Origin of the sequence: Streptomyces sp. NPDC058246 (assembly GCF_042881985.1) — a bacterium.
Taxonomy (GTDB): domain Bacteria; phylum Actinomycetota; class Actinomycetes; order Streptomycetales; family Streptomycetaceae; genus Streptomyces.
Genome location: NZ_JBHVWZ010000022.1, coordinates 96,599 through 121,884 on the forward strand (window position 1 = coordinate 96,599; position 25,286 = coordinate 121,884).

Genomic DNA, 25,286 nt, shown 5'->3' on the forward strand with positions numbered 1-25,286 from the left:
AACAGTGGGCGCGTGAACAGTGGCCGCGACACGGGACGAAAGGACGCCGAGCCGACTGGGTCGCTGCTGCTCGACGACCAGCTGTGCTTCGCGCTGTACGCCGCCGCTCGCGCGGTGACGGCAGCGTACCGCCCGCTGCTCGAAGACCTCGGTCTCACCTACCCGCAGTACCTCGTCCTGCTGGTCCTCTGGGAGCGCGGCGAGACCACGGTCAAGGCGCTGGCGGCCGCGCTCCACCTCGACTACGGAACGGTGTCGCCGCTCCTCAAGCGGCTGGAGTCGGCGGGGCTCGTGCGCCGTGAGCGCTCGGCGCGCGACGAACGCTCCGTGCTCGTCGCGCTCACCGGGCGCGGGGAACTGCTCAGGGAGCGCGCGACGGAGGTACCGCAAGCGCTGCTCACGGCGACGGGGGTGAGCGGAGCCGAGGTCGCGCGCCTCCGGGGGGAGCTGTGGCGCTTGACGGAGCGCGCGGAGGGGGCAGCGGCGCGGGGCCGCTGATCTGCGCGGGGCGCGTGAACTCCAGCGCGCCCGGGGCGCGAGAACGCCGACGTGCGCCGCCGCCGCTGAGGCGTGCGCCCGCGCCCCCGCCATGGGTTACCCGCGGTCTCTACCCCCTGGTAACACCGGCCGCCATACCGGCGGGTACCTTGTGCACGATGTAGTTGCACACCTTTGTGTTGCTGCATGTGTTGTCGCAGCCAGGCGGCTGCCGTTGCGTGCCGCAGCCGTGTCGCCGCCGTCGTGTTGCCGCTGTCTCGCCTGCTGCTGTGCCCGCTGAGTTGTACGCCCCGGGGGAGGTCCCGCCATGATCGACGGCGCCGCTGTCGACACCCGCCCGACGAAGATCATGTACGTCGCCGAGGCCACGGCGCACGGTGGCCGGGACGGGTACGTCACCAGTCAGGACGGGCAGCTCGAACTGAGGGTCGCGATGCCGCCCGCGCTCGGGGGCGACGGCAACGGCACGAACCCGGAGCAGTTGTTCGCGGCGGGGTACAGCGCGTGCTTCCACAACGCGCTGGTGCTGGTGGGCCGGCGCGCCGGGTACGACCTCTCCGGCTCCACGGTCGCCGCGAAGGTCGGCATCGGCCCGAACAAGCAGCGCGGCTACGGTCTCGCGGTCGCCCTCAGCGTCTCGCTCCCCGTCGTCGACCAGGACCTCGCGACGAAGCTCGTGGACGCGGCCCACGAGGTGTGCCCGTACTCGAACGCCACCCGCGGCAACATCGAGGTCACGATCCTGCTGGGCTAGGAATCGTCGTCGGTACGTGCGTGTTGCACTCACCGTTGGCACTGGTGAGGTGGACAGGGAGCGCGGGCGTGGACGTGAACGGCACAGTGGCCGAGGGCTTCGAGCCGGTCAGGGACGCGTTCGTGCGCAACTTCGAGGCGCTCGGGGACCGGGGCGCCGCTGTCACGGTGTACCGCGACGGGCGCAAGGTCGTGGACCTGTGGGGCGGCACGCGGGACGTCGACGGCACCGAGCCCGGGCAGCACCGCACCGAACCCGGGCAGCACGGCACCGAACCCGGGCAGCACCGCACCGAGCCCTGGCAGCACGGCACCGCCCAGATCGTGCGCTCGGCGACCAAGGGCGTGGCCGCCGCCGTACTGCTGATGCTCGCCCAGCGTGGCCGGCTCGACCTGGACGCTCCGGTCGGTCACTACTGGCCGGAGTACAAGGCGGCGGGCAAGGAGCGCACGCTCGTCCGGCACGTGCTCGCGCACCGGGCCGGGGTGCCCGTCCTCGACCGTCCGCTCACCCTCGCCGAGGCGGCGGATCCCGACCTCGCGGCCGCGGCGGTGGCCGCCCAGGCGCCGGCGTGGGAGCCGGGTGCCGATCACGGGTATCACGCGCAGACGTACAGCTGGCTGACCGGTGAGCTGGTCCGGCGGGTGACCGGGCGTTCGATCGGCGACTGGATCGCGGACGAGGTCGCGGGGCCGTTGGGGCTGGATCTGTGGGTCGGGCTGCCGGCGGCGGTGGCGGGCCGGGTGGGACGGGTCGCGCAGGTCGAGGCGCCGGCGGCGCCGGGAGGCCTGAAGACCCGTCCGAAGCGGGCGGTCTCGGCGGCATACGCGGACCCTGGCAGCCTCACCCGCCGTGCCTTCGCCGCGATCACCCCGATGCCGGACGAGAACGACCCGGCGTACCGGGCGGCGGTGCTGCCCGCCTCCAACGGGATCGCCACGGCGGAGGGGCTGGCGCGCTTCTACGCCGCGCTGATCGGGGAGGTGGACGGCGTACGGCTGTTGACGCCGGACAGTGTCGAGCGGGCGCGCGCGGAGCAGTCGGCAGGGCCCGACCGGGTCCTGGTCGTCAACACCCGGTTCGGGCTCGGGTACATGCTCCACGGCACGGCCTCGCCCCTCCTCTCCCCGGGGTCCTTCGGGCACCCGGGGCGCGGTGGCGCGCTCGGCTTCGCAGACCCCGAGTCGGGGATCGCCTTCGGGTACGTGACGAACGGCTTCCGCAAGAGTGTGACGGCGGATCCGCGGGCGCAGGCGCTGGTACGGGCGGTACGCGTCGCCATCGGGGAGTAGCCCGCCCGTCGTAGCTGTGGGCCGTCGGGGGGTAGCCCGGCTGTCGTAGCTGTGGGCCGTCGGGGAGTAGCCCGCCCGTCGTGCCTGCGGGTCATCGTCCCGCTGGGGCGGCCCCCTCCCAAAGAAGGCGGCACCCTGCGCGCGCCCGGGGACCGTTCCGGCGTAAACGCACCCACCCCGAGAGCGCGCCCCGGGGGCAACCCGCGGTCAACCCGCGTGCAGCATCAACCCGATCCCCAGCACCAGCAGCCCCGCCGCCGCGATGCGAGGCGCGCCGAAGCGTTCCTTGAAGAAGATCGCTCCGATGGCCGCGCCGACGATGATCGAGGACTCGCGGAGAGCGGCGATCGGGGCGAGTTCCGCGCGGGTCTGGGCCCACAGGACCAGCCCGTACGCCGCGACGGAGAGCGCCGCGCCGAGGAGGCCGACGGCGGCGAACGGCCGTAGCACGGAGAACAGTTCACCGCGCCAGCGGTAGGCCGCGTACGCCGGGACGACCACGCCCTCGATGGCCATCAGCCAGGCGATGTACCCGAGGGAGGAGCCGGAGGCGCGTACGCCCAGACCGTCGACGACGGTGTACGCGGCGATGGACAGGCCGGTCGCCAACGCAGCTCCGATCGCCGCCCAGTTGGGGCGCCGTCCGCGCAGCCCCCACAGGGCGACGCCGGTCAGCCCCGCGCAGGACAGCGCGATGCCCGAGGCGGCCCAGCCGTCGGGGACCTCGTGTGCGAAGACCGCCGCCAGTGCCGTGACGACCAGCGGAGCGGTGCCGCGGGCGATCGGGTACGCCTGCCCGAAGTCCCCGAGCCGGAACGAGCGCATCAGCAGCACGTAGTACACGACGTGGATCACGGCCGACGCGATGAGGTACGGCCACGCCCCGGACGCCGGGAACGGGACGAACGGCACCATGACCAGGCCGATCAGCATGCCGCCGCCCGCGATCAGCGTGAAGCCGACCAGTTTGTCGCTGATGCGGTGGGCGATCGCGTTCCAGCCGGCGTGGGTGACCGCGGCGATCAGGACGGCCGTGGTGACCAGCGGGGTCACCGGGTCTGCTCGCGCACGTCCACCAGCGTCCCGCCCGCGTGGGCGATCAGGCTTTTCGGGTCCATCGGGAAGACGGTGTGCGGGGTGCCCGCCGCCGCCCACACCGTGTCGTGGCCGAGCAGCGAACGGTCCGCCAGGACACGGGTCTTCGTACGGTGCCCGAAGGGCGGTACGCCACCGATCGCGTACCCCGTCGTCTCCCGCACCAGGTCCGCCGTGGCCCGCGTCACCTTCTCGGCGCCGAGCTCCCGCCGTACGAGCTCGACGTCGACCCGTGAGGCGCCGTCCATCAGCACCAGCACAGGAACCCCTCCGTCAAGGTCTCGACCCCGCGCGAGCAGGGGGGATCCCCATGCCGCGAAGATCAGTGACTTGCAGATCTGGCTCAGCTCGCAGCCGATCGCGGCGGCGGCCTCGGCGGCGGTGCGGGTCGCGTCCGGGAAGCGACGGATGCGCCCGTTCACCTCGTCGAGCCCCAACTCCCGCAGTGCCTCGGCGAAACGGGGGTGGGCGGCGTTCTCGGCGTGGGAGTGCTCCGCGCCGGTGTTCTCGTCGGTGGCGGTCATGAACGGCACGCTAGCGGTCGGTGTACCGGGCACGCGAGCGGGTTCCGGCCCCACCGGAAGTGCCACGGCGGGCGTCACGAGGGACGTCTGGCGCCTAGCTGCCGGCCTTCAGCAGCGCCGCCACGATCGGCCCCGCCGTGTCGCCCCCGTGCCCGCCCTGCTGCACGACCCCCGCCGCCGCCAAGTCGCCCTTCCAGGCCGTGAACCAGCCGTTCGGCTTGTCCTGGGCGTCGACCTCGGCGGAGCCGGTCTTGGCGCCGTAGTCCGGCCCGAGGCCGGACATGGCCTGGGCGGCGGTGCCGGCGGCGGCCGTGTACTGCATGACTTCGCGGAGCTGGGAGAGCGTGGACGCGGGCATGGTGCGGGACGCGGTGGCCAGCGTGCGGTGGTCGACCGAGGGGGACACCAGGTACGGCTGGTGGAAGGTGCCCGACTGGACCGTGGCGGCGACCGACGCCATGTTCAGCGGGTTCATCCGGACCCCGCCCTGGCCCATCAGCGAGGCGGCCATCTGCGCGGCGCTCTGTACCGGCACCGAGCCGTCGAAGGACGGGACGCCGATGGCCCAGTTGTTCATGCTCAGCCCGAAGACCTGCTGGGCCTGCTTGGTCAGGTCGTCGTTCTCGAGCTTCTTCGCCTGGGTGATGAAGGCGGTGTTGCAGGAGCGCGCGAAGCTCGCCTTGAACGTGCCGTTCTTGATCTCGAAGTCGTCGTCGTTGTGGAACTTCCAGCCGCCGTACGTCGCGGTCTTGGGGCAGGGGTGCGGCTTGTCGGCCGAGGCGAGGCCCTTGTCGAAGAGCAGCGACGCCGTGATGACCTTCATCGTGGAGCCGGGCGCGAGGGAGCCCTGGAAGGCGGTGTTGAAGCCGTGACCGGTGTTCGCGACGGCGAGGATCTCGCCGGTCGAGGGGCGGATCACGACGACCGACGCCTTCGACTCGGCGGCCACCTGCTGCTCGGCGTCCGCCTGGAGCGTCGGGCTGAGCGTCGTCTTCACCGTCCCCGGGGTGCCCTCGCTGAGCGTCACCAGGGTCTTGTCGGGGGTCTTCTGGGCGCCCTTCTTCGCGGCCTTGCGGACCACGCGCAGTTCGATGCCCGCCTTGCCGCCGGCCGTCTTGCCGTACTTCTCGCGCAGTCCGTCGAGAACCGTCCCCAGGGAGGGGTACTTGGCGGTGGTCAGCTCCGCGCCGTTCCGGTCGAGGGCCGTGATCGGGGGCGTGCCCGACTCGCCCGTGACGAGCCGGTCGCCGTCCTGGAGGTCGGGGTGGACGACGGACGCCTTCCAGCCGACCAGCGGGACCCCGTCCTTGGCGCGTCGCACGACCGTCAGCTTCGACTCGTACGTGAGGGGCTTGCTCTTTCCCTGGTACGTGACGGTGGCCTTGACGGTGAACGGGACGGCGGTGCCGGACCGCTTGCCGCTGGTCAGCGTCACGCCGGTGAGGTGCGCGTCCCTGGTGTAGCCGGTGAGTGCGGTGGTCGCGGCGGCGGAGTCGTCGGTGGCGGCGGCCGCCTTCGCGATGTCGCCGCTCTGCCATGCGGTGAGGAAGGCCGCGGCCGTCGTGCGCACTTCGGCCGCCGACGGCGGGCCCTTCTTGACGGCCTTGTGGTCGGCGGTCGTCGACGCACGGTCCTCGGCCGCCGCGCCGCCGCCGTACAGGCTGTAGGCGCCGAACGCGCCGCCGGCGACGACCACGGCGATCACCCCGCCGAGCACGGCGGGTTGCTTCGTCTTCCGCCGCTCGGCGACGCGCCTTCTCTTGCCCACAGCTCCCAGTCCTCCGCTGTCACCTGATGGCCCCGTGCCGCCCGCTGCTCACGCTGTTCAACGAGAGGCACCACCCTAGGTTGCCGCCCTGTGACAGATGAGTTCAGCCACCAGTTCGTAGCACAGCTGCGACGATCGGACCGGCGGCGTCCCCTCCGTGGCCGCCTTCCTGGGTCATGGCGGCGGCCGCGATGTCGTTGCGGTAGCCGGTGAACCAGCTGTTGGACTTGGTCTGGCCGTCGACCTCGGCGGAGCCGGTCTTGGCGCCGATGCTGCCGCCGAGCCCGGCCATCACCCTGGCCGCGGTGCCGCTGACGGCGGTGCGGTTCATCATGGTGCGCAGCTGCGCGACGGTACCGCTGGACAGCCCCTTCGCCTGGGCCAGTTCACGGTCGTCGAGGGCGCGCGGCACGATGACCGGCTGCCGGAAGACGCCCGTCATCGCCGTGGCCGTCACCGACGCCATGTTCAGCGGGCTCATCTGGACCTGGCCCTGGCCGATCATGTTGGCGGCCGTGTCCGGGCCGCCGGAGGCCGGGACGGAGCCGTCGAAGGACGGGATGCCGGTCTTCCAGTTGTCCTGGCCGAGCCCGAAGCGCTGCTGCGCCTCGTTCGTCAGCGAGTCGACCTTCACCTCGTCCGCGTACTTCACGAACGCCGTGTTGCACGAGCGCGAGAAGCTGTCGGAAAGCGTCGCGTTCTCCTGGGGCGTCATGCCGGTGAGGTTGTGGAAGGTCTGGCTCTGCCAGGTGGCGGTGTCCGGGCAGGGCGCGGGGCCGGTCATCGTCGTGATGCCGTTGTCGATGAGCGTCGCCGCGCTGATGATCTTCATCGTGGAACCGGGCGCGAGCTTGCCGAGGAACGCCGCGTTGAACCCGTCCTCGCGGTGGTTGGCGACCGCGAGCACCTCACCGGTGCTCGGCTTCACCGCCACCACGGACGACTCGGAGTACTGGTCGACCGCCTTCTCCGCGGCGGCCTGCGCGGTGGCGCTGAGTGTCGTACGGACCTTGCCCGCCTGCCCCTTGGCGAGGGTGACCAGGGTGGTGTCGCCGGTCTCCTCGCTCCCGTGCCGGATCGCGAGCTCGACGCCGGGCGTGCCGCCCGCCGTGTCGCCGTACTTGTCGCGCAGCGCGTCCAGGATCGGCCCGAGGGACGGGTACTTCTCCTTCGTCAGGACAACGTTGTTGCGGTCCACGGCCTCGATCGCCGGATTCGCCGACTCGCCCGTGACCAGGGTGTCGCCCTCTTTCAGGTCCGGATGGACGACGGACGGCTTCCAGCCGACCAGCGCCTTGCCGGTGGTCTCCCCGCGCACGACGGTCAGTTCGGAGTCGTACGAGAAGGGCTTGCTCTTCCCGTCGTACGACACCGTCGCCTTGACCGAGAACGGAACGGTCGCCCCGGTAGGCGCCCCCGGCGTGATCTTCACGCCGGTGAGGTGCGCGTCGGTGCGGTAACCGGCAAGCAGCGCTTCCGCGTTCGTCGCGTAGGTGGTGTACGCCGCCGCCTTGGCCGCGTCGCCCTGCTCCCAGGCCGCGAAGAACGCGCGGCTGGTCTCCTTGACCTCCGCGCTGCTCGGCGGCCCGGTCTTCACGGGCGCGGGTCCGGACGCGCCCGACCCGCCGTCCCCGCTGACCGCCGTCACCACGTTGTACGCGCCGTACCCGGCGCCCCCCACCATCACCGCGAACACACTGCCGATGACGGCGGCCTTTGCCCCCTTGCGCATCGCGCGATCCCTCCCCGTGGACCCTCCCCCGAACTTCTGAACGCGTTCAGAAAAGTTGGTCTGCACCGCACTGTATGCGGGAGGCGGGGCTCACGGGGCGGGAGTTCTCCGAATCGTTAGACCCAGGCGTCGAGCCACATCCGTGAACGCCATGAGTGGGCCGGGATCTTGATGCTGCCGCCGTGCTCAGTGCGGGCTACCCAGGATCCGGCGCGCGGCGGTCGCGAACGCCGTTCTCGCTTGCTTGGCCGAGTCGGCCTTGGCGGCGCACGCGTCGTAGTGGTGACTGGCCGCGCTGGGGTCGGCCGACGCTATGACGTGGGGCGAGTCCAGCGCGAGCGAAAGCACATCCTCCACTTCCCCTCTGATCGACTGAACGAGCACCACGAGTTCGTTCGGACCCCACAGGCGCAAGCGCTCGGCGGCGAGGAACAGGTTCCGCGCGTCGGATTTCACGGCTTCGAGGTCGCTGCCCGTTGGTGCCACGCAGTCAAAGACCTTGTCCGTCACGCGGTTGAGTGAGTGCATGAAGACGCCGTATGCGTCCATTATGTCCGAACGTGTCTGCCTGCGTTGCTCCCGCACCCAATGACCGTGCTCAGCGCTGGACTGCGCTTCAACCTGGGCGTGCGCTGCTTCGAGCATCTTGTGGGCCCCGATGCGGGCGCCGTAGGCGGTGGCCAGTCCTCCTACACACCCACCGATGAGCCCTGCCACTCCCGCGATGAGCCCTGCCAGCCCTTGGTCCATCCTCATGCCCCCAGACAAACCCCCGCGCAACGCGCGCCCTGAGTGATCGGGCCGCATCCGCCTCGGACACCAGGACATCCTTTCCAGCAGCCGCCAGAAACAAGCTGTCAAATCTCCCGGGGGCTGAACTGGGCCGCCCGGGGGCCGATCTGGGGCCGCTGCGGGGCCGTCCTGCGCCCAGCTAGACCCAGGTGTCGAGCCACATCCGTGAACGCCAGTCGTCGATGGGGATCGTGCCGGTGTACAGCGGCCAGAGGTAGATGAAGTTCGCGCGGTGAGTCCTGTCGTGGCCCTGCAGGGTGGTTCGACTCATTCCTGAGAGGGATGAGTGGAAGCGCCGGGCCGCGGTGCGGTTCTACCAGTTGGTCAGATCGACGAGGAGATCGCAGTGCGGGTCGTCCGCGGCCGGCCGCTGGTACTGCTCCTCCCCGACGAGGGAGGGCAGTGAAGAGATCAGCGCGGTGGCGGGCGTCTCGGTCAGGCGGATGTCGGCGCCGATGATGCCGGGCCCGTCGGGACGCTGCACGTACAGACGCAACAGCCCGTCGCCATGCATCAGGAAGCCGATCAGGAAGGGGTTCTCGTCGTCGCCGGGGCCCGACAGGGCCTGCACGACGCTGAGTGCCCGGCCCTGTCCGGGCTCCGGGTCCGGGGTGATCTCCCCCGGGCGGAGGTGGATGAGTGTCATCCCCATGACCTCGCTGACATCGCTGCTGCTGTAGATCTGGGGTCCGGTCAGGACGGTACGCAGCAGGCCGGGGATGTAGTACGGGGTCACTGTGTCGTTGGGGACCTCGTAAAGGAAGTCCCGGCCGTTCTCGTCGTCTCCGGCGCGGATGGCGATGCGTACGGCGCCGGGCGCGGGCAGCACACCGCGTAGGCGGCAGTACTCGGCGACCGGAGCGTTCAGGTAGTACAGCAGGCGGCGGGTGGTATCCGCCTGCTGCTCTCGGTCTTCAGGGTCTGTCACGGATGCATCCATGCGGGGCTCTCACCGTCGAGCTGCTGCTCATCCTGCCCCCATGGTCACGATCAGGCAGGGGAGCCTAGTCACGCCAGTGGCCAGAGCCGGAGTCGGGCCGCCTCGGGGCCGTCCGAGGGCGACCAGCAACAGCCGTCAACGACCGACGACGACCACGACGGCGCGACGTCCGGTCGGGCCGCCGTGGCGCATCAGTCCAGCTAGACCCAGGTATCCAGCCACATCCGCGACCGCCATTCATTGATGGGGATCGCCGTGCCGGTGTACAGCGGCCAGAAGTAGATGAAGTTCCAGGCGATCAGCAAGACCAGGACGCCCGCGCCCGCCGCGCCGATGACGCGGCGGCGTTCGCTGGAGCCGGGTGGTCCGAGGATCGCGCCGATCATCATGGCGACGGCCAGACAGAGGAAGGGCACGAAGACGACGGCGTAGAAGAAGAAGATCGTCCGCTCCTGGTACATGAACCAGGGGAGGTAGCCGGCCGCGATGCCGCAGGCGATCGCGCCCGCGCGCCAGTCGCGCCGGAACGCCCAGCGCCACAGCACGTAGACGATCGCGAAGCAGGCCGCCCACCACAGCAGCGGGGTGCCGAGCGCCAGCACCTCGCGGGCGCACTTGTCACCCGCGTCGGCGGGGCAGCCGTCCTTGCCGGGCAGCGGGGACTCGTAGAAGTACGAGACCGGGCGGCCCAGGACGATCCAGCTCCACGGGTTCGACTGGTAGGTGTGCGGCGACGAGAGGCCGACGTGGAACTTGTAGACCTCGTGCTCGTAGTGCCACAGGCTGCGCAGCCAGTCGGGGAGGAAGGTCCAGGTACCGCCCCTGCCGTCCGTCACGGCCCAGTTGCGGAAGTAGCCGCCCTTGCCGTTGTCCGGCGACAGGATCCAGCCGGTCCAGGAGATCAGGTACACGGACAGGGCGACCGGGACGGTCGCCAGGAACGCGATGCCCGTGTCGTGCCTGAGAGCGGCCACGTACGGGCGACGGGCGCCGGCGACCCGGCGCGAGGCCGCGTCCCACAGGACCGCCATCACACAGAACGCGGCGAGGATGTAGAGGCCGTTCCACTTGGTGCCGATGGCCAGGCCCAGCATCAGACCGGCCGTCCAGCGCCAGGGCCGCCAGCCGAGGCGGGTGGTCTCCGCCGTGTGCGCGTCCGGGCGTACGACCCCGTCCGCGTCGGCGGGCAACGCGTCCGCGAGCCGCGCCCGTGCCTTGTCCCGGTCGATGACCAGACAGCCGAACGCCGCCAGCACGAAGAACATCAGCACGCCGTCGAGCAGCGAGGTGCGGCTCATCACGAAGTGCAGGCCGTCCACCGCCATCAGCGCGCCCGCGAGGCAGCCGAGGAACGTCGAGCGGAACAGGCGGCGCCCGATCCGGCACAGCAGCAGCACCGACAGCGTGCCGAGCAGCGCCGTCATGAAGCGCCAGCCGAAGGGGTCGAACCCGAACATCCACTCGCCGAGCCCGATGACGTACTTGCCGACCGGCGGGTGCACGACATAGGCGGCGTCGGCCGGGATCGTCACATGGCCGTTGCCCTGGAGGATCAGGTCGTTGGCGTCCTTCGCCCAGTTCACCTCGTAACCGCGGTGGATGAGCGCCCAGGCGTCCTTGGCGTAGTACGTCTCGTCGAATATCACCGCCTTCGGGCTGCCCAGGTTCCAGAAGCGCAGCAGGCCGGCCAGCAGCGTCACCAGGATCGGGCCGCCCCAGCCCGACCAGCGCGTGATGCGCTCGGCGATCTCGTGGCGCAGCCCGATCGTCGCCCAGATGCGCGGACTGGGCTCGGCGTACGGCGGCACCAGCCGGTCGCGCACATCGCTTCTCGGCGGCGCCGTATACCCGAAGCGGCGCAGCCGCTGCTGCCACGACGGCCGCTGCTCTTCGGCGGCCTGGCCCTGCCGGATGTCCGTGGAGGACGCGGTACTGGTCACCGCGCCATCGTAGGGAACACCTCTGTGGGAGTCCCGTGCACGGGCCGTAATGGGTGGATGCGGTTGCCGGGGAGTGTCCCTGCGAGGATGGAACCGTGACAGGAATCCTTGTGTTGGCAGGCACGCCCATCGGCGACATCTCGGACGCGCCGCCACGGCTCGCCGCGGAACTGGCCGGGGCCGATGTCGTCGCCGCCGAGGACACCCGCAGGCTCCGGCGGCTCACCCAGGCACTCGGGGTCCAGCCCGCCGGGCGCGTCGTGTCGTACTTCGAGGGCAACGAGGCGGCCCGTACGCCGGAACTGGTCGAGGCGCTGGCCGGCGGGGCACGGGTGCTGCTGGTGACCGACGCCGGGATGCCGTCCGTCTCCGACCCCGGCTACCGGCTGGTCGCGGCCGCCGTCGAGAAGGACATCAAGGTCACCGCCGTACCCGGGCCGTCCGCCGTGCTCACCGCGCTCGCGCTCTCCGGGCTGCCCGTCGACCGCTTCTGCTTCGAGGGCTTCCTGCCGCGCAAGGCCGGCGAACGGCTGTCGAGGCTGCGCGAGGTCGCCGACGAACGCCGGACGCTGGTCTACTTCGAGGCGCCCCACCGCCTCGACGACACCCTCGCCGCGATGGCCGAGGTCTTCGGGACCGAGCGGCGCGCCGCCGTCTGCCGCGAGCTGACGAAGACGTACGAGGAGGTCAAGCGCGGCCCGCTGGGCGACCTGGCCGCCTGGGCCGCCGAGGGCGTACGCGGTGAGATCACCGTCGTCGTGGAGGGCGCGGCAGAGAAGGGCGCCGGGGAACTCGACGCCGCCGAGCTGGTGCGCAGGGTGCAGGTGCGCGAGGAGGCGGGGGAGCGACGCAAGGAGGCGATCGCCGCCGTCGCCGCGGAGGCGGGGATTCCCAAGCGCGACGTCTTCGATGCCGTCGTCGCGGCAAAGAACGCCGCCCGAAGCGCCCCATAGAAGGGCAAAGGACTGTCGTGAAAGGCAAAGCGCAGGTCGGGCGGCGGGAGCCTTCCGACAAGGAAAGGCCAAAACGACTCCAATAGTCGACAGGCCTGATGCGTTCGCACCGGGAGAAGCGTCCACTGGTTGAAGGGACGCACCCGTCCCTCGCCCCCGAGCGCGGGGGCGCTTGTCCAGCGGACAGCAGGAGCTGGCATGAGTGAGATCGCAGGGCAGACCGGCCACCGCAGTGGAGCGACCGCCGTCGTCAACGAGTCGTATTCCTTCGCCTGCATGCGCTGCGGGCACGGCTGGGAGCAGTCGTACGAGATAGAGCACCACCTCGACGCCGAGGGCACCGAGTTCGTCATGTACGTGGCCGACGGCCGGGTCGTGCCGTCCCCGCTGAGCCGGCCCTCCTGCCAGAACTGCGACAGTCATGTCGTGCGCATCATGCGGCCGGGACAGGTGTCCTCGGCGCGCAACTCCCTGCCGCGGCCGGCTCCCGCGCGGCGGTCCGAGCCGGTGGGGGACGCCTCCGAGGCGGCGGCCGACGAGAGCCGCGAGGCGCGGCACGACGCGGGCGAGACGGGTGAGGCCCGTGAGCCCCATGAGGCCCACCACTGGCACCTCTCCGATCTGCTGCACCCGTTCCATCACCGCAAGGCGGGATGAGCTGCGGGGTGGGGCGAGCTGCGGGGTGGGGTGACCTGCCGGCCGGGGTGAGCTGCGGGGCGGGATGATCCGGCGGGTGGCGGGGCGGTGTCCTGGTTCCCCGTGAGGGGATGGCGGCCTCCTGGCTTCCCGCGAGGTGATGGCGGCCTCCTGGCTTCCCGCGAGGTGATGGCCTCTCGGTTCCCCGTGAGGTGGCGGCTTCCCGGTTCCCCGTGAGGTGATCGTGGCCTCCTGGCTCGCCGCGAGGTGATGGTGCCCCCCCTGGCCCCCGCGAGGTGGCGGCCTCCCGGTTCCCCGCGAGGTGAGGTCGGGCGTGCCCCCTTCGTAGGATCGGGGCATGCCTCACGACGAAGCCCCGCCGCTGCCTCAGCCCCTCCGTGTGCCCGTCGCCGACTCGCACACCCACCTCGACATGCAGTCCGGCACCGTCGAGGAGGGCCTCGCCAGGGCCGCGTCGGTCGGCGTGACGACGGTCGTACAGGTCGGCTGCGACGTGAACGGCTCGCGGTGGGCGGCGCAGACGGCCCTGGAGCACGACGCCGTCCATGCGACGGTCGCGCTGCACCCCAACGAAGCGCCCCGCATCGTGCACGGCGACCCCGACGGCTGGTCCCGCCAGGGCGCGCGGCAGCCGGGCGGCGAGGCCGCGCTGGACGAGGCGCTGGCGGAGATCGACCGGCTCGCCGCCCTCCCGCAGGTCAAGGGCGTCGGTGAGACCGGGCTCGACTACTTCCGTACGGGGCCCGAGGGCAAGGCCGCCCAGGAACGGTCCTTCCGCGCCCACATCGAGATCGCCAAGCGGCACGGCAAGGCCCTGGTCATCCACGACCGCGACGCCCACACCGACGTGCTGCGGATCCTCAAGGAGGAGGGCGCCCCCGAGCGGACCGTCTTCCACTGCTACTCCGGCGACGCCCCGATGGCGGAGATCTGCGCCCGCGCCGGCTACTTCATGTCCTTCGCCGGCAACATGACCTTCAAGAACGCCCAGCCGCTGCGCGACGCGCTGGCCGTGGCTCCCCTGGAACTCGTCCTCGTCGAGACCGACGCGCCCTTCCTGACCCCCGCGCCGTACCGCGGACGGCCTAACGCCCCGTATCTCATTCCGATCACAGTGCGGGCGATGGCAGCTGTACGGGGCATCGACGAGGACGCGCTGGCGACCTCGATCTCCGCCAACACTGCGCGGGCGTTCGATTACTGACACATAACGTTTCCAGGGGCTTTCCCCGAGTAGACCTCAGGGGGGTGTCGCGACACAGCGTAGCCGCGTTGCTTGGGAGAGTGACGACCGCTCCGCTAGGTTCTGGTCGCCCGATCCGGACCCCACTGGAGCGTGTCGTCGTGAGCAGCTCGCAGTACGAGACGTATGGACCGACTGGAACGTCGTACGAGCCCTACGGGGCCGAGGCCTACGAGGCCGAGCCCTACGGGGCCGAGGCCGGGGCCTACGAACCCTATGAGCCCTACGAGTCGCCGTACGGCCAGGGCTACGGTCACGGCTTCCCGGAGGACACCTATCGCCCGGCGTACGAGGCGCGCGCGCCCGAGTCCGAGGCCGCGACCGAGCCGAGGCTTCCGCGACAGGAGGCGGAGGACGCGGGGAGCCCGGTGGGCGCGCTCGGCGTGGTGGGCGCGGTGAGCGCCGTGAGCGCTGGAAGCACGGGAAGTACCGAAGGGGTGCTCTGGGCTGCCGGGGGCGCGAAGGGTGCGGAGGGGGCGCTCTGGGCCGCGGGAGGCGCGCGAGGTGCGGGGGGCGCGCCCAGGACAGTGGGGGGCGCGGACGGCGCGGAAGGGGCGCACCGGGCCGGCGGGCGCGCCGCCGCGCGCCGCGCGGCGCGGCGCAAACGCACCACCGAGCGCCCCGACCCCATCCGGCGCCTGCTCCCGCAGGCTCTGGTCGTCGCGTTTCTGGCCGGTGGCACCTCCGCGTTCGTCGCCAACGACAAGGCGATCCAGCTCAGTGTCGACGGGAAGCCGCGCACGCTCCACACCTTCGCGGACGACGTCACGGAGCTGCTTGCCGACGAGGGCGTGAACGTGGGGGCGCACGACGTGGTCGCGCCCGCGCCCGGCTCGGCGCTCGCCAGCGGTGACGAGGTCGCGGTTCACTACGGGCGCCCCGTGCACCTCACCCTCGACGGACAACGGCGCAAGGTGTGGACGACGGCGCACACGGTGGACGGGGCGCTCAGGCAGTTGGGGGTGCGCGCGGAGGGCGCGTACCTGTCGACTTCGCGCTCCCAGCGCATCGGGCGTGAGGGCCTCGCGCTCGATGTACGCACCGAGCGCACGGTGACGATCATGGCGGACGGGCGGGCACGCACGATCCGCACGAACGCGGCGAGCGTCGGTGAGGCGGTGGAGGAGGCCGGGATCACCCTGCACGGGCAGGACACGACGTCCGTCCCGGCCGGCAGCTTCCCGCGCGACGGGCAGACGGTCACGGTCATGCGGGTCACCGGGACCAGGGAGGTGCGTGAGGAGCCGATCCCGTTCGAGGTGCGGCGGACGATGGATGCCTCGCTGTTCAAGGGCACGGAGGTCGTCGAACGGGCCGGGCAGTCGGGGGCCCGGCGGGTCACGTACGTGCTGCGGACGGTCAACGGGGTGAAGGAGAAGCCACGGCGGATCAAGTCCGAGGTGGTGCGGGAGCCCCAGGCCCAGCTGGTGAAGGTCGGTACGAAGCCCCATCCGAGTTCCGCCGACGAGTCCGGCAATCTGAACTGGTCCGGGCTCGCGGCGTGCGAGTCCGGCGGTCGCCCCGGTGCGGTGGATCCGTCCGGAACCTATGGCGGGCTCTACCAGTTCGACACCCGCACCTGGCACGCCCTCGGCGGCTCCGGCCGCCCCCAGGACGCCTCCGCCGCGGAACAGACCTTCCGGGCGAAGAAGCTGTACGTACGCCGGGGGTCGAGCCCGTGGCCGCACTGCGGGGCGCGCCTGCACGGCTGAGGGGCGGCCCCCGGGGAGCCGCGCCCCCGGACGCGCCCCTGAAGGGTGGCGCAGTAGCCGCGCCCCGGAAGGGTTGCGCGGTCCCTGCGCCTCTGAAGGGTTGCGCGGTCCCTGCGCCTCTGAAGGGTTGCGCGGTCCCTGCGCCCGTGGAGGTTGCGCGGTCCCCCGCGCCCCTGACGGGGCACGGGGCGGGGGCGAAAACACCCCCCGGCTCCCCACCCCCGTACCCTTGGTCCGTGACCAGCCCCACCCCCGACGCCCTCCTGGGCCCCGCCGACATCCGCGAGCTCGCGGGTGCCCTCGGCGTACGGCCCACCAAGCAGCGCGGCCAGAACTTCGTCATCGACGCGAACACGGTGCGCCGCATCGTGCGGACCGCGGAGGTGCGGCCCGACGACGTGGTCGTGGAGGTGGGCCCCGGCCTCGGCTCCCTGACGCTGGCCCTGCTGGAGGCCGCCGACCGGGTCACGGCAGTGGAGATCGACGACGTACTGGCCGGAGCGCTGCCGTCGACCGTCGCGGCGCGCATGCCGGAGCGCGCGGAGCGTTTCGCGCTCGTGCACTCCGACGCGATGCACGTACAGGAGCTGCCCGGACCGGCCCCCACCGCGCTCGTCGCCAACCTCCCCTACAACGTCGCCGTGCCCGTCCTGCTGCACATGCTCGAGACCTTCCCGAGCATCGAGCGGACGCTGGTGATGGTGCAGGCGGAGGTCGCCGACCGGCTCGCGGCGGCGCCGGGCTCGAAGGTGTACGGCGTTCCGTCCGTGAAGGCGAACTGGTACGCCGAGGTGAAGCGCGCCGGTTCCATCGGCCGCAACGTCTTCTGGCCCGCGCCCAACGTCGACAGCGGGCTCGTGGCGCTCACCCGGCGCGCCGAGCCGCTCAAGACGACGGCCACGAGGCGCGAGGTGTTCGCCGTGGTCGACGCCGCGTTCGCCCAGCGGCGCAAGACGCTGCGCGCCGCGCTCGCCGGGTGGGCCGGATCCACGGCCGCCGCCGAGGCCGCGCTCGTCGCCGCCGGTGTCTCGCCGCAGGCCCGCGGGGAGTCGCTCACGGTCGAGGAGTTCGCCCGTATCGCCGAGAACAAAACCGACGGCGAGACCGATGGCGAGACCGGCGGCGAGGTCGACAGCGAGACCGGGCACAAGGCCGCCACCAGGGCCGGGCGCAGGGCCGCCACCAAGACCGAACGCAAGGCCGCCACCAAGGCCCAGCACATGACCGACGGCAGGACCGAGACCGCGGCCGAGACCGTGACGACGGCCGAGCCCGAGACCGAGAACGAGGAGTCGGCCCAGTCGTGACGGAGACGGTGACGGTACGCGTCCCTGCCAAGGTCAACGTCCAGCTCGCGGTGGGCGGCGCCCGCCCCGACGGTTTCCACGACCTGGCCAATGTCTTCCTCGCGGTCGGCCTCTACGACGAGGTGACCGTGACCCCGGCCGAGGAGCTGCGCGTCACCTGCGCGGGTCCGGACGCCGGACAGGTCCCCCTGGACCGTACGAACCTCGCGGCCCGCGCGGCCCTCGAACTCGCCCGCCGCTACGGCATCGACCCCGCCGTCCACCTGCACATCGCCAAGGACATCCCCGTCGCGGGCGGCATGGCCGGCGGCAGTGCGGACGGCGCCGGCGCCCTGCTCGCCTGCGACACCCTGTGGGGCACGAACGCCTCCCGCGACGAACTCCTCGACATCTGCGCGGAGTTGGGCAGCGACGTGCCGTTCAGCCTGGTGGGCGGGGCGGCGCTGGGCACCGGGCGCGGTGAACGGCTCAGGGTCCTGGAGGTCGGCGGCACCTTCCACTGGGTCTTCGCGATGGCCGGGCGAGGGCTGTCGACTCCCGCGGTCTTCCGGGAGTTCGACCGGATGAACGAGGGCGTACGGATCCCCGAGCCCGTCGCCTCGCAGGAACTGCTCGACGCCCTGGCGAAGGGGGATGCGGGGGCCCTCTCGCGGGCGGTGTCCAACGACCTTCAGCCCGCCGCCCTCTCCCTCTTCCCGGAGCTCGCCGACACCCTCGCCGCGGGTCGCGCAGCGGGCGCCCTCGCCGCGCTCGTCTCCGGTTCCGGTCCGACTACGGCCTTCCTCGCGGCGGACGCGGAGTCCGCGCGGACGGTCGCCGAGGCCCTGCTCGCCTCGGGCACCTGCCGCTCCGTACGGGTCACCGAGAGCCCGGCGCCGGGTGCGAACGTGCTCTGATCTCCGACGGACGAGCTACTGCTGCCCTGCTGGGGGTGCTGCTCAGCTCGTCGCGCCGAACCACACGGCGACGGCCAGGAACGCCAGGCCTGCGAACAGCATGAACACCACCGGACCCGCGGTGTGCCGCCACATGAGGACCGGGCCGTCTGCGGGCGGTGGGGCAGGTACGCCACCCCACCTCCCGCCCGTGGTCAGCGCCGGCCCCGTCCTGCGCATCCGCGGCGAGAACTCCACCCGGTAGCCGCGCTGGTCGGTTCAGGCGATGACGGGCACCCAGGGAGGTCCCGAATCAGGGTTGTCGACCCGCACGTTGTCGACCACGACGCCGTGTGTACGGGTCCCGTGCCGCCTCAACCGCCGTACCAGCGCGGCTTCCCGCAGTGCGACCCCCAGGAGCGGCCCCTGGGGGCTGCCGCCGCGCCCTCGAGGGGCGCGGGGAACTGCGCGACAAGCCCCCGCCCATCCGCAGGCCATCCGCAGCCAAAGAACCAAGCAGGGGGTCTGGGGCGCAGCCCCAGGACGGGACGCGCAGGGACGGGGCGGGCAGGGACGCGCAGGGACGGGCAGGGATGAGTAGGGAGGGGCGGAGGGGGGCGAAAAAGCTCAGGGATCGGCCGACGCGTCGCGCCGACTACCCTTGAGGGTCGATCGTCCCCCTTGTCAGGAGAGAAATGGCCGTCAACCTGGTCAATGTCGAGTCCGTCAGCAAGGTGTACGGCACCCGTGCACTGCTTGACGGAGTCTCCCTCGGCGTCAGCGAGGGAGACCGGATCGGCGTGGTCGGCCGGAACGGTGACGGCAAGACCACCCTCATCCGCATGCTCGCCAAGCTGGAGGAGGCCGACACCGGCCGTGTCACCCAGTCCGGCGGCCTGCACCTGGGGGTGCTGACCCAGCACGACTCCCTCGACCCCACGGCCACCGTCCGCCATGAGGTCATCCGGGACATGGCCGACCACGAGTGGGCGGGCAACTCCAAGATCAGGGACGTACTGACGGGTCTCTTCGGCGGCCTCGACCTGCCCGGCTTCCCGCAGGGGCTGGACACCGTGATCGGCCCCCTCTCCGGTGGCGAGCGCCGCCGTATCGCGCTCGCCAAGCTCCTCATCGAGGAGCAGGACCTGATCATCCTCGACGAGCCCACGAACCACCTCGACGTGGAAGGCATCGCCTGGCTCGCGCAGCACCTGCGCGCACGCCGCTCGGCCCTTGTCTGCGTCACCCACGACCGGTGGTTCCTCGACCAGGTCTGCACCCGCATGTGGGACGTGCAGAAGGGCGCGGTGTACGAGTACGAGGGCGGCTACTCCGACTACGTCTTCGCCCGCGCCGAGCGTGAGCGCATCGCCGCCACCGAGGAGGTAAAGCGGCAGAACCTCGTGCGCAAGGAGCTGGCCTGGCTGCGCCGCGGCGCCCCCGCCCGCACGTCCAAGCCGCGCTTCCGCGTCGAGGCCGCCAACGAACTCATCGCGGACGTGCCGCCGCCCCGCGACAAGAGCGAGCTGATGAAGTTCGCCAGCTCGCGGCTCGGCAAGACCGTCTTCGATCTGGAGGACGTGACCGTGCAGGCCGGGCCCAAGGTGCTCCTCAAGCACCTCACCTGGCAGCTCGGGCCCGGCGACCGGGTCGGACTCGTCGGCGTGAACGGCGCGGGCAAGACCTCCCTCCTGCGTGCCATGGCCGAGGCCGCCCGGAGCGAGGGGGAGCGGCAGCCCGCGGCCGGGCGGATCAGCACCGGCAAGACCGTCAAGCTCGCCTACCTCTCGCAGGAGGTCGCCGAACTCGACCCGACCTGGCGCGTGCTCCAGGCCGTCCAGGCCGTGCGCGACCGGGTCGACCTCGGCAAGGGGCGCGAGATGACCGCGGGGCAGCTCTGCGAGACGTTCGGCTTCAACAACGAGAAGCAGTGGACGCCGGTCGGGGACCTCTCCGGTGGTGAGCGCCGCCGGCTCCAGCTCCTGCGGCTCCTCATGGACGAGCCCAACGTCCTCTTCCTCGACGAGCCCACCAACGACCTCGACATCGAGACCCTCACCCAGCTCGAGGACCTGCTCGACGGGTGGCCCGGCTCGATGGTCGTGATCTCCCACGACCGGTTCTTCATCGAGCGCACGACGGACAACGTCTTCGCGCTGCTCGGCGACGGCACGCTGCGGATGCTGCCGCGCGGGATCGACGAGTACCTGGAGCGGCGCAAGCGGATCGAGGAGGTCGCGGCCGCCGCCGTGCTCGCCTCCGCTCCGGCTTCCGCCAAGACCGCGTCCGCCGCCGACGCCCGCGCCGCGAAGAAGGAACTCCAGAAGATCGAGCGCCAGCTGGACAAGATCTCCGAGAAGGAGACGAAGCTGCACGCCCAAATCGCCGACAACGCGACCGACTTCGCGCGGGTCGCCAAACTCGACACCGAGTTGCGCGAGTTGGCCGGGGAGCGCGAAGAACTGGAAATGCGCTGGCTGGAGCTGGCGGAGGACGCGTGAGCGGAGTGGTCGGCGCGTGACCGGAGCGGTCGGCGCTTGAGCGGGGGAGAGGGCGCGTGCGCGAAGTGGTTGGTGCTTGACGCCAGAGAGGACGCGTGCGCGAAGTGGCTGGCGCTTGACCGCCGGAGGGGGCGTGCGGGCAGGGCAGTTGGCGCGTGAGTTCTGGAGGAGGCGTGCCGGCACGGGGGCGGTGCGTGAGTGCGGGAGAGGGCGCGTGACCAGGGGAGCGGCGCTGACGTCAGCAGGCGCGCACTCCTGGAGTGCGCGGCGCGCAACGGGGTGTGTACGCCAAGAGCACGGCGCTCGGGCGTCAACGCGCGCCCCACGTAAGCCTTGCGCGCAAGGCGCGCACGCCACCCCCGCACCCCGCAAGGGCACACCCGCGCCCTGCAAGGGCACCGCGCGCCCCGCGTGAAGGGCGCGTGAAGGCGCGTAACGGCGGCATCACGGGCCGGTTCTCCCTTGGGAACAGGGGCGGGACCGGCCCCCTGTTCATGGCTGCCAGAGTGATAGAAAGAGCGGTCTGAGAACAGTCTGAGAACCGCCGGGCGTGGCGCGAATCGAGCGCCGCCGGTGGGGCGCCACATCAGTGAAGAGGGGGGAAGCGCTGATGAGTCAGCCGCCGAGTCAGCCGCCGCAGGGCGGCTTCGGAGCACCAGAGGACCAGCCGCCGACGGGAGGCTTCGGCGCTCCACATGACCCGAGGGCGCACGACGGATTCGGCGCGCCCCAGGGCGCACCCGCGCCCCAGGGCACACCCCCTGGCGCACCCCAAGGCCCGCCCCCCGGCGCGTCCCAGGATCCGCGCGCCCAGGACACACCCCCTCCGCCCGCGCAGCCGCCCGCGCCGCCCCAGGCGCCCGCGCCCCCGCAGACACCGCCCGCCGCCGGCCCCCAGCAGCCCGGTTACGGATACCCCCAGCAGCCGGGCCCCTACGCCCAGCCGGGCCCGTACGGGCAGCCGCAGCCGCAGCAGCCGGGACCATACGGACAGCCGCAGCAGCCGGGCCCGTACGGGCAGCCGCACCCGCAGCAGCCGGGACCGTACGGCCAGCCCGGTGCCTACGGGCAGCCGCAGCAGCCCGGTTATGGATACCCGCCCCAGGCGCAGTACCCGGGCGGGCCCGGCACCCCGCCGCCCGGCGGCCCCGGCGGCCCCGGCGGCGGCAAGAACCCTTTCAAGGGGAAGCCCGCCGTGGTCATCGGCGCCTCCGTGGCCGCCCTGCTCGTGATCGGCGGCACGGTATGGGCCGTCAGCAGTGGTGGGGGCGACGGCAAGAAGCCGGTCGCCCACAGCAGCGAAAGCGGCAAGGCGTCCGCCTCCGCCTCCGACGCCCCGGTCAACCCAGGTGACGGCAGCGGCAATGGCGGCGAGGATCCGCAGAACCTCAACGAGGGCCGCCAGGCCGGTGAGGCGAAGGTGCTCTGGTACAAGCAGGCGCCGGACGCGCCCGGTTCCGGCGCCGACGCCCCCGGGCTGTGGATCACCGGCAAGACCGCGGTGAAAGCGGCGTACAAGCAGCTCTTCGCGTTCAACGTCGGGGACGGCAAGCCCACTTGGGACGCGATCACCTTCCCGCAGAAGATCTGCGCGGTCACCCCGCAGAAGACGTCCGACGACAAGGTCGTCGTGGCGTACATGAGCGGCTCCAGTGACAGCGCCAAGTGCAACCAGCTCCAGCAGGTCGACCTCGGCACCGGCGCCAAGGGCTGGAGCGGCAAGGTCCCCGACGGGGAGCTCTTCGACAGCACGCTCTCGGTCGAACTGTCCATCACCGGCGACACGTTGACGGTCGGCCGCTCGATGTCCGGTACGGCGTACGACGTCGGCAGCGGCAAGAAGCTGTGGGACAAGAAGAAGTACGGCGCGGGCTGCTACCCGGCCGGCTTCGCGGGCGGCTCCAAGCTGGTCTCCGTCGCCTCCTGCGGTGTCGGCACAGACACCGAGCACGACGAGGTGCAGGAGCTGGACCCGGCCACCGGCAAGACCAAGTGGACGACGAAGATCCCCAAGGGCTGGACCGTCGAGCGTACTTACTCGGTCAACCCCGTCGTCCTCTACATGACCAACAAGGACAAGAAGACGGTGAACGTCACCGCGCTGAAGAACAACGGTGACATCCGCTCACAGCTGGAGAGCAAGGACTCCTTCGCGCCCGAGTGCGGCTACGCCATCCTCGACCGCGATCTGACCGGCTGCCTGGGCACCGCCTCCGACGCCAACACCCTCTACCTGCCGACCGAGGCGAAGAGCGGCGCCAACGAGGTGGTCGCGTTCAGCCTGGAGACCGGCAAGGAGAAGTGGCGCGTCAAGTCGCCGGCGGACGAGTCGATGATGCCGCTGAAGATGGACGGCACGAACCTCGTCGCCTATGTCGAGCCGTCGTACGACGCCGGTGGACAGATCGTGTCGATCCCGACGACCGGCAGCAGCCACAAGGCGACCAAGCTGCTGCAGATGCCGCAGGGCACCGCGGACATCGAGAACGGTTTCTTCTCGAAGGCGGTCGACTACGTGGACGGGCGCTTCTACATCTCCACCACCAGGCTGACGGGCAATGACGACGCGAAGGAGAAGTTGATGCTGGCCTACGGCAAGTGACCCACGTCCGCCTCTCGTTCAGACCCGCCATCCCTTCGTATTCCGAGGTACACACGTCATGAGTCAGCCGCCCCCGCCACCGCCGAACCAGCCCCCGCAGGGCGGTTTCGGTGCTCCGCAGGACCCGCCGCCCGGTGGTTTCGGTGCCCCGCAGGACCAGCCCCCCGGCGGGTTCGGCGCCCCGACGCCCCCGCCGCCGCCCGCGCAGGGCCCCGGTTACGGCTACCCGCAGACGCCCCCGGCTCCGCAGACGCCCCCGCCCGCCCCGCCGCAGCAGCCGTACGGCTACCCCCAGACCCCGCCGCCCCCGGCCCAGCCCGGCTATGGCTACCCGGGCCAGCAGCCGCAGTACGGTGCCCCGGGCCAGCCGCAGGCCCCGTACGGCGCGCCGCAGCAGCCGTACGGCTATCCGCAGCCGCAGAACATGCCGATGCAACCGCAGGCGGCCCAAGGAAGCGGCGGCGGGCGGAAGTTCAACAGCCAACTGGTCATCATCGTGGCGGCCGTGGTGGCCGTCGCGCTGATCATCGGCGGCGGTGTCTGGTACGCAAGCTCCTCGTCCGGCAAGGACGACAGCAAGGACACCTCGTCCGGTCCGGGCGGTGGCAGCGGCGGCCAGGGCGGTACGGACGGCGGCAAGACCGGCGGCTCCCACGGCAAGGAGAAGGTGCCGTCCAACACCAGCTCCACGGTGCTGTTCCAGATCCCCGCGCCCGCCGTGAAGAAGGACGACAACAGCGTGACCACCGTCGGCTCCTGGCTCACCGACAAGGTGTACGCCAAGAGCGGCAACGCCGAGGTCGTCGGCTACGACCCCGACTCCGGCGCCAAGCTGTGGACGATCAAGCTGCCCGGCCCGGTGTGCCAGGCCAGCCGCCACACCACCGACGCCAACCGCACGGCGATCATCTACGAGCCCGCCATGCCGACCAAGGCGGACCCGTCGCACGGCTGCAGCCAGCTCGCGGCCCTCGACCTCGACGCGGGCAAGAAGCTGTGGACCAAGACGGTCAAGTCGGGTGACGAGCTGATCAGCCTCGACAACGTCACGGTGAGCGCGAACACCGTCGCCGCGGGCAGCACCAGCGGCGGCGCGGCCTTCGACATCTCCACCGGCAAGCAGCTGTGGGCGCCGAAGCCCACCGACAGCTGCTACGACTCCGGGTACGGCGGCGGCGACAAGCTGGTCGCGGTCCGCAAGTGCGGTGAGTACGGCAGCACCCGTCAGCTGAGCATCCAGACGATCAACCCGAAGTCCGGGACGGTGCTCTCCGAGTACAAGATGGCGCCCGGCATCGAGTACGCGAGCGTCGTGTCGACCAACCCGCTCGTCGTGGCCGCCGACGTCGGCGACTCCGCCGGTGACGGCAGCGGCATCTCGGACTTCTTCTCCATCGACAACAAGACCGGCACGCTGCGTACGAAGATCTCGGCGCCCGGCAAGACGTACGCCGCCCGCTGCGACGGGATCACCCGGATCGAGTACTGCTCCTCGCTCGCCGTCGGCAACGACAAGCTCTACATCCCGACCGAGGAGCACGACGGCTCCGGCGACTACAGCCGGACCAACGAGATCGTCGCCTTCGACCTCGCCACCGGGAAGCAGACCGGTCAGCGCGCCGACGCGGGTGACGGCTACTCCCTCACCCCGCTGCGCATGGACGGCACCAACCTCCTGGCGTACAAGCGTCCGCCGTACGACAAGGGCGGGCAGATCGTCACCATCGACGGGACCTCCTTCAAGGAGACCAAGCTCCTGGAGAACCCGTCGACCGAGGCGGTCCGCAACGTGGAGACCAGCATGCTGCCGGATTACGCCGAGATCCTCTACAAGGACGGCCACCTGTACATGTCCGCGGTCTACGCCAGCAAGCTGTCGGCGTCGGACGACAAGGAGTACCTGGCGATCGCCTTCGGCGCACAGTAGGCGCGCAGCAGCCGAGCCGAGATCGCCGAGCGGCCCCGCCCCTGTTCAGGGGTGGGGCCGTTCACGTACCCCTCATCACTCCCGAATGGTAGGGATTTCGATATTCCGGGGCACTTCTCTCCAGTAGGGGAAGCGCAACGTCGAACAAGCGTGTAGCTTCCGGGGGATGGAGAG

At 71.3% G+C, this 25,286-nt stretch carries 20 protein-coding genes; 12 read left to right on the plus strand and 8 right to left on the minus strand.

The window, feature by feature from the left end; genetic code table 11:
- Positions 1-12 precede the first annotated feature (12 nt).
- The 3 genes from ACFVXA_RS27775 to ACFVXA_RS27785 all read left to right on the plus strand — a co-directional run bounded on the left by ACFVXA_RS27775 (position 13) and on the right by ACFVXA_RS27785 (position 2,544).
- The gene (locus ACFVXA_RS27775) at positions 13-498 is read left to right on the plus strand and encodes a MarR family winged helix-turn-helix transcriptional regulator (RefSeq protein ID WP_390027206.1); all 486 of its coding nucleotides are present in this window, start codon (positions 13-15) and stop codon (positions 496-498) included.
- A 307-nt stretch (positions 499-805) separates the two neighbouring features.
- Positions 806-1,252, plus strand: coding sequence for an organic hydroperoxide resistance protein (locus ACFVXA_RS27780; protein ID WP_362016165.1), 447 nt, complete (start codon positions 806-808; stop codon positions 1,250-1,252).
- 68 nt (positions 1,253-1,320) lie between these two features.
- A complete protein-coding gene (locus ACFVXA_RS27785) occupies positions 1,321-2,544 on the plus strand; it encodes a serine hydrolase domain-containing protein (RefSeq protein ID WP_390027209.1) in 1,224 nt (407 codons plus the stop codon).
- Positions 2,545-2,751: 207 nt separating this feature from the next.
- Here the strand turns inward: ACFVXA_RS27785 and ACFVXA_RS27790 are convergent, their stop codons facing one another.
- The 8 genes from ACFVXA_RS27790 to ACFVXA_RS27825 all read right to left on the minus strand — a co-directional run bounded on the left by ACFVXA_RS27790 (position 2,752) and on the right by ACFVXA_RS27825 (position 11,335).
- Positions 2,752-3,597, minus strand: coding sequence for an EamA family transporter (locus ACFVXA_RS27790; RefSeq protein WP_362016159.1), 846 nt, complete (start codon positions 3,595-3,597; stop codon positions 2,752-2,754).
- A complete protein-coding gene (locus ACFVXA_RS27795) occupies positions 3,594-4,163 on the minus strand; it encodes a YbaK/EbsC family protein (RefSeq protein ID WP_390027212.1) in 570 nt (189 codons plus the stop codon). The genes ACFVXA_RS27790 and ACFVXA_RS27795 overlap by 4 nt, the downstream gene beginning before the upstream one ends.
- A gap of 94 nt (positions 4,164-4,257) precedes the next feature.
- Entirely contained in the window at positions 4,258-5,931 is a 1,674-nt protein-coding gene (locus ACFVXA_RS27800; protein WP_390027215.1) for a penicillin-binding transpeptidase domain-containing protein, read from the minus strand.
- Positions 5,932-6,034: 103 nt separating this feature from the next.
- A complete protein-coding gene (locus ACFVXA_RS27805) occupies positions 6,035-7,663 on the minus strand; it encodes a penicillin-binding transpeptidase domain-containing protein (protein ID WP_383741135.1) in 1,629 nt (542 codons plus the stop codon).
- 186 nt (positions 7,664-7,849) lie between these two features.
- Entirely contained in the window at positions 7,850-8,413 is a 564-nt protein-coding gene (locus tag ACFVXA_RS27810) for a hypothetical protein (RefSeq protein ID WP_362016147.1), read from the minus strand.
- 181 nt (positions 8,414-8,594) lie between these two features.
- A complete protein-coding gene (locus tag ACFVXA_RS27815; protein WP_390027263.1) occupies positions 8,595-8,726 on the minus strand; it encodes a hypothetical protein in 132 nt (43 codons plus the stop codon).
- A gap of 42 nt (positions 8,727-8,768) precedes the next feature.
- Positions 8,769-9,383, minus strand: coding sequence for a hypothetical protein (locus tag ACFVXA_RS27820; protein ID WP_383903629.1), 615 nt, complete (start codon positions 9,381-9,383; stop codon positions 8,769-8,771).
- 212 nt (positions 9,384-9,595) lie between these two features.
- Complete coding sequence (locus ACFVXA_RS27825; protein ID WP_383903632.1) at positions 9,596-11,335, minus strand: dolichyl-phosphate-mannose--protein mannosyltransferase; 1,740 nt, start codon at positions 11,333-11,335, stop codon at positions 9,596-9,598.
- Positions 11,336-11,430: 95 nt separating this feature from the next.
- Here ACFVXA_RS27825 and rsmI point away from each other — a divergent pair, with 95 nt between their 5' ends.
- From rsmI to ACFVXA_RS27870, 9 genes are all read left to right on the plus strand, one after another.
- Positions 11,431-12,288, plus strand: coding sequence for a 16S rRNA (cytidine(1402)-2'-O)-methyltransferase (gene rsmI / locus ACFVXA_RS27830; protein ID WP_362016133.1), 858 nt, complete (start codon positions 11,431-11,433; stop codon positions 12,286-12,288).
- A gap of 198 nt (positions 12,289-12,486) precedes the next feature.
- Positions 12,487-12,945, plus strand: coding sequence for a hypothetical protein (locus ACFVXA_RS27835; protein WP_390027219.1), 459 nt, complete (start codon positions 12,487-12,489; stop codon positions 12,943-12,945).
- Positions 12,946-13,282: 337 nt separating this feature from the next.
- The gene (locus tag ACFVXA_RS27840) at positions 13,283-14,149 is read left to right on the plus strand and encodes a TatD family hydrolase (protein ID WP_390027222.1); all 867 of its coding nucleotides are present in this window, start codon (positions 13,283-13,285) and stop codon (positions 14,147-14,149) included.
- Between the two features lie 140 nt (positions 14,150-14,289).
- Positions 14,290-15,900 (plus strand): ubiquitin-like domain-containing protein, encoded by a 1,611-nt coding sequence (locus ACFVXA_RS27845; protein WP_390027225.1) that lies wholly within the window; start codon positions 14,290-14,292, stop codon positions 15,898-15,900.
- A gap of 236 nt (positions 15,901-16,136) precedes the next feature.
- Complete coding sequence (gene rsmA, locus ACFVXA_RS27850) at positions 16,137-17,207, plus strand: 16S rRNA (adenine(1518)-N(6)/adenine(1519)-N(6))-dimethyltransferase RsmA (RefSeq protein ID WP_390027228.1); 1,071 nt, start codon at positions 16,137-16,139, stop codon at positions 17,205-17,207.
- Positions 17,204-18,103 carry a 4-(cytidine 5'-diphospho)-2-C-methyl-D-erythritol kinase gene (locus ACFVXA_RS27855; RefSeq protein ID WP_383741154.1) on the plus strand — a complete coding sequence of 300 codons (900 nt, stop codon included), beginning with the start codon at positions 17,204-17,206 and terminating at the stop codon, positions 18,101-18,103. Before rsmA ends, ACFVXA_RS27855 begins: the two co-directional genes overlap by 4 nt.
- Before the next feature lie 674 nt (positions 18,104-18,777).
- A complete protein-coding gene (locus ACFVXA_RS27860; RefSeq protein WP_362016117.1) occupies positions 18,778-20,583 on the plus strand; it encodes an ABC-F family ATP-binding cassette domain-containing protein in 1,806 nt (601 codons plus the stop codon).
- Between the two features lie 610 nt (positions 20,584-21,193).
- The gene (locus ACFVXA_RS27865) at positions 21,194-23,185 is read left to right on the plus strand and encodes a PQQ-binding-like beta-propeller repeat protein (protein WP_390027231.1); all 1,992 of its coding nucleotides are present in this window, start codon (positions 21,194-21,196) and stop codon (positions 23,183-23,185) included.
- 58 nt (positions 23,186-23,243) lie between these two features.
- Positions 23,244-25,112 (plus strand): PQQ-binding-like beta-propeller repeat protein, encoded by a 1,869-nt coding sequence (locus tag ACFVXA_RS27870; RefSeq protein WP_390027234.1) that lies wholly within the window; start codon positions 23,244-23,246, stop codon positions 25,110-25,112.
- The last annotated feature ends 174 nt before the right edge of the window (positions 25,113-25,286 follow it).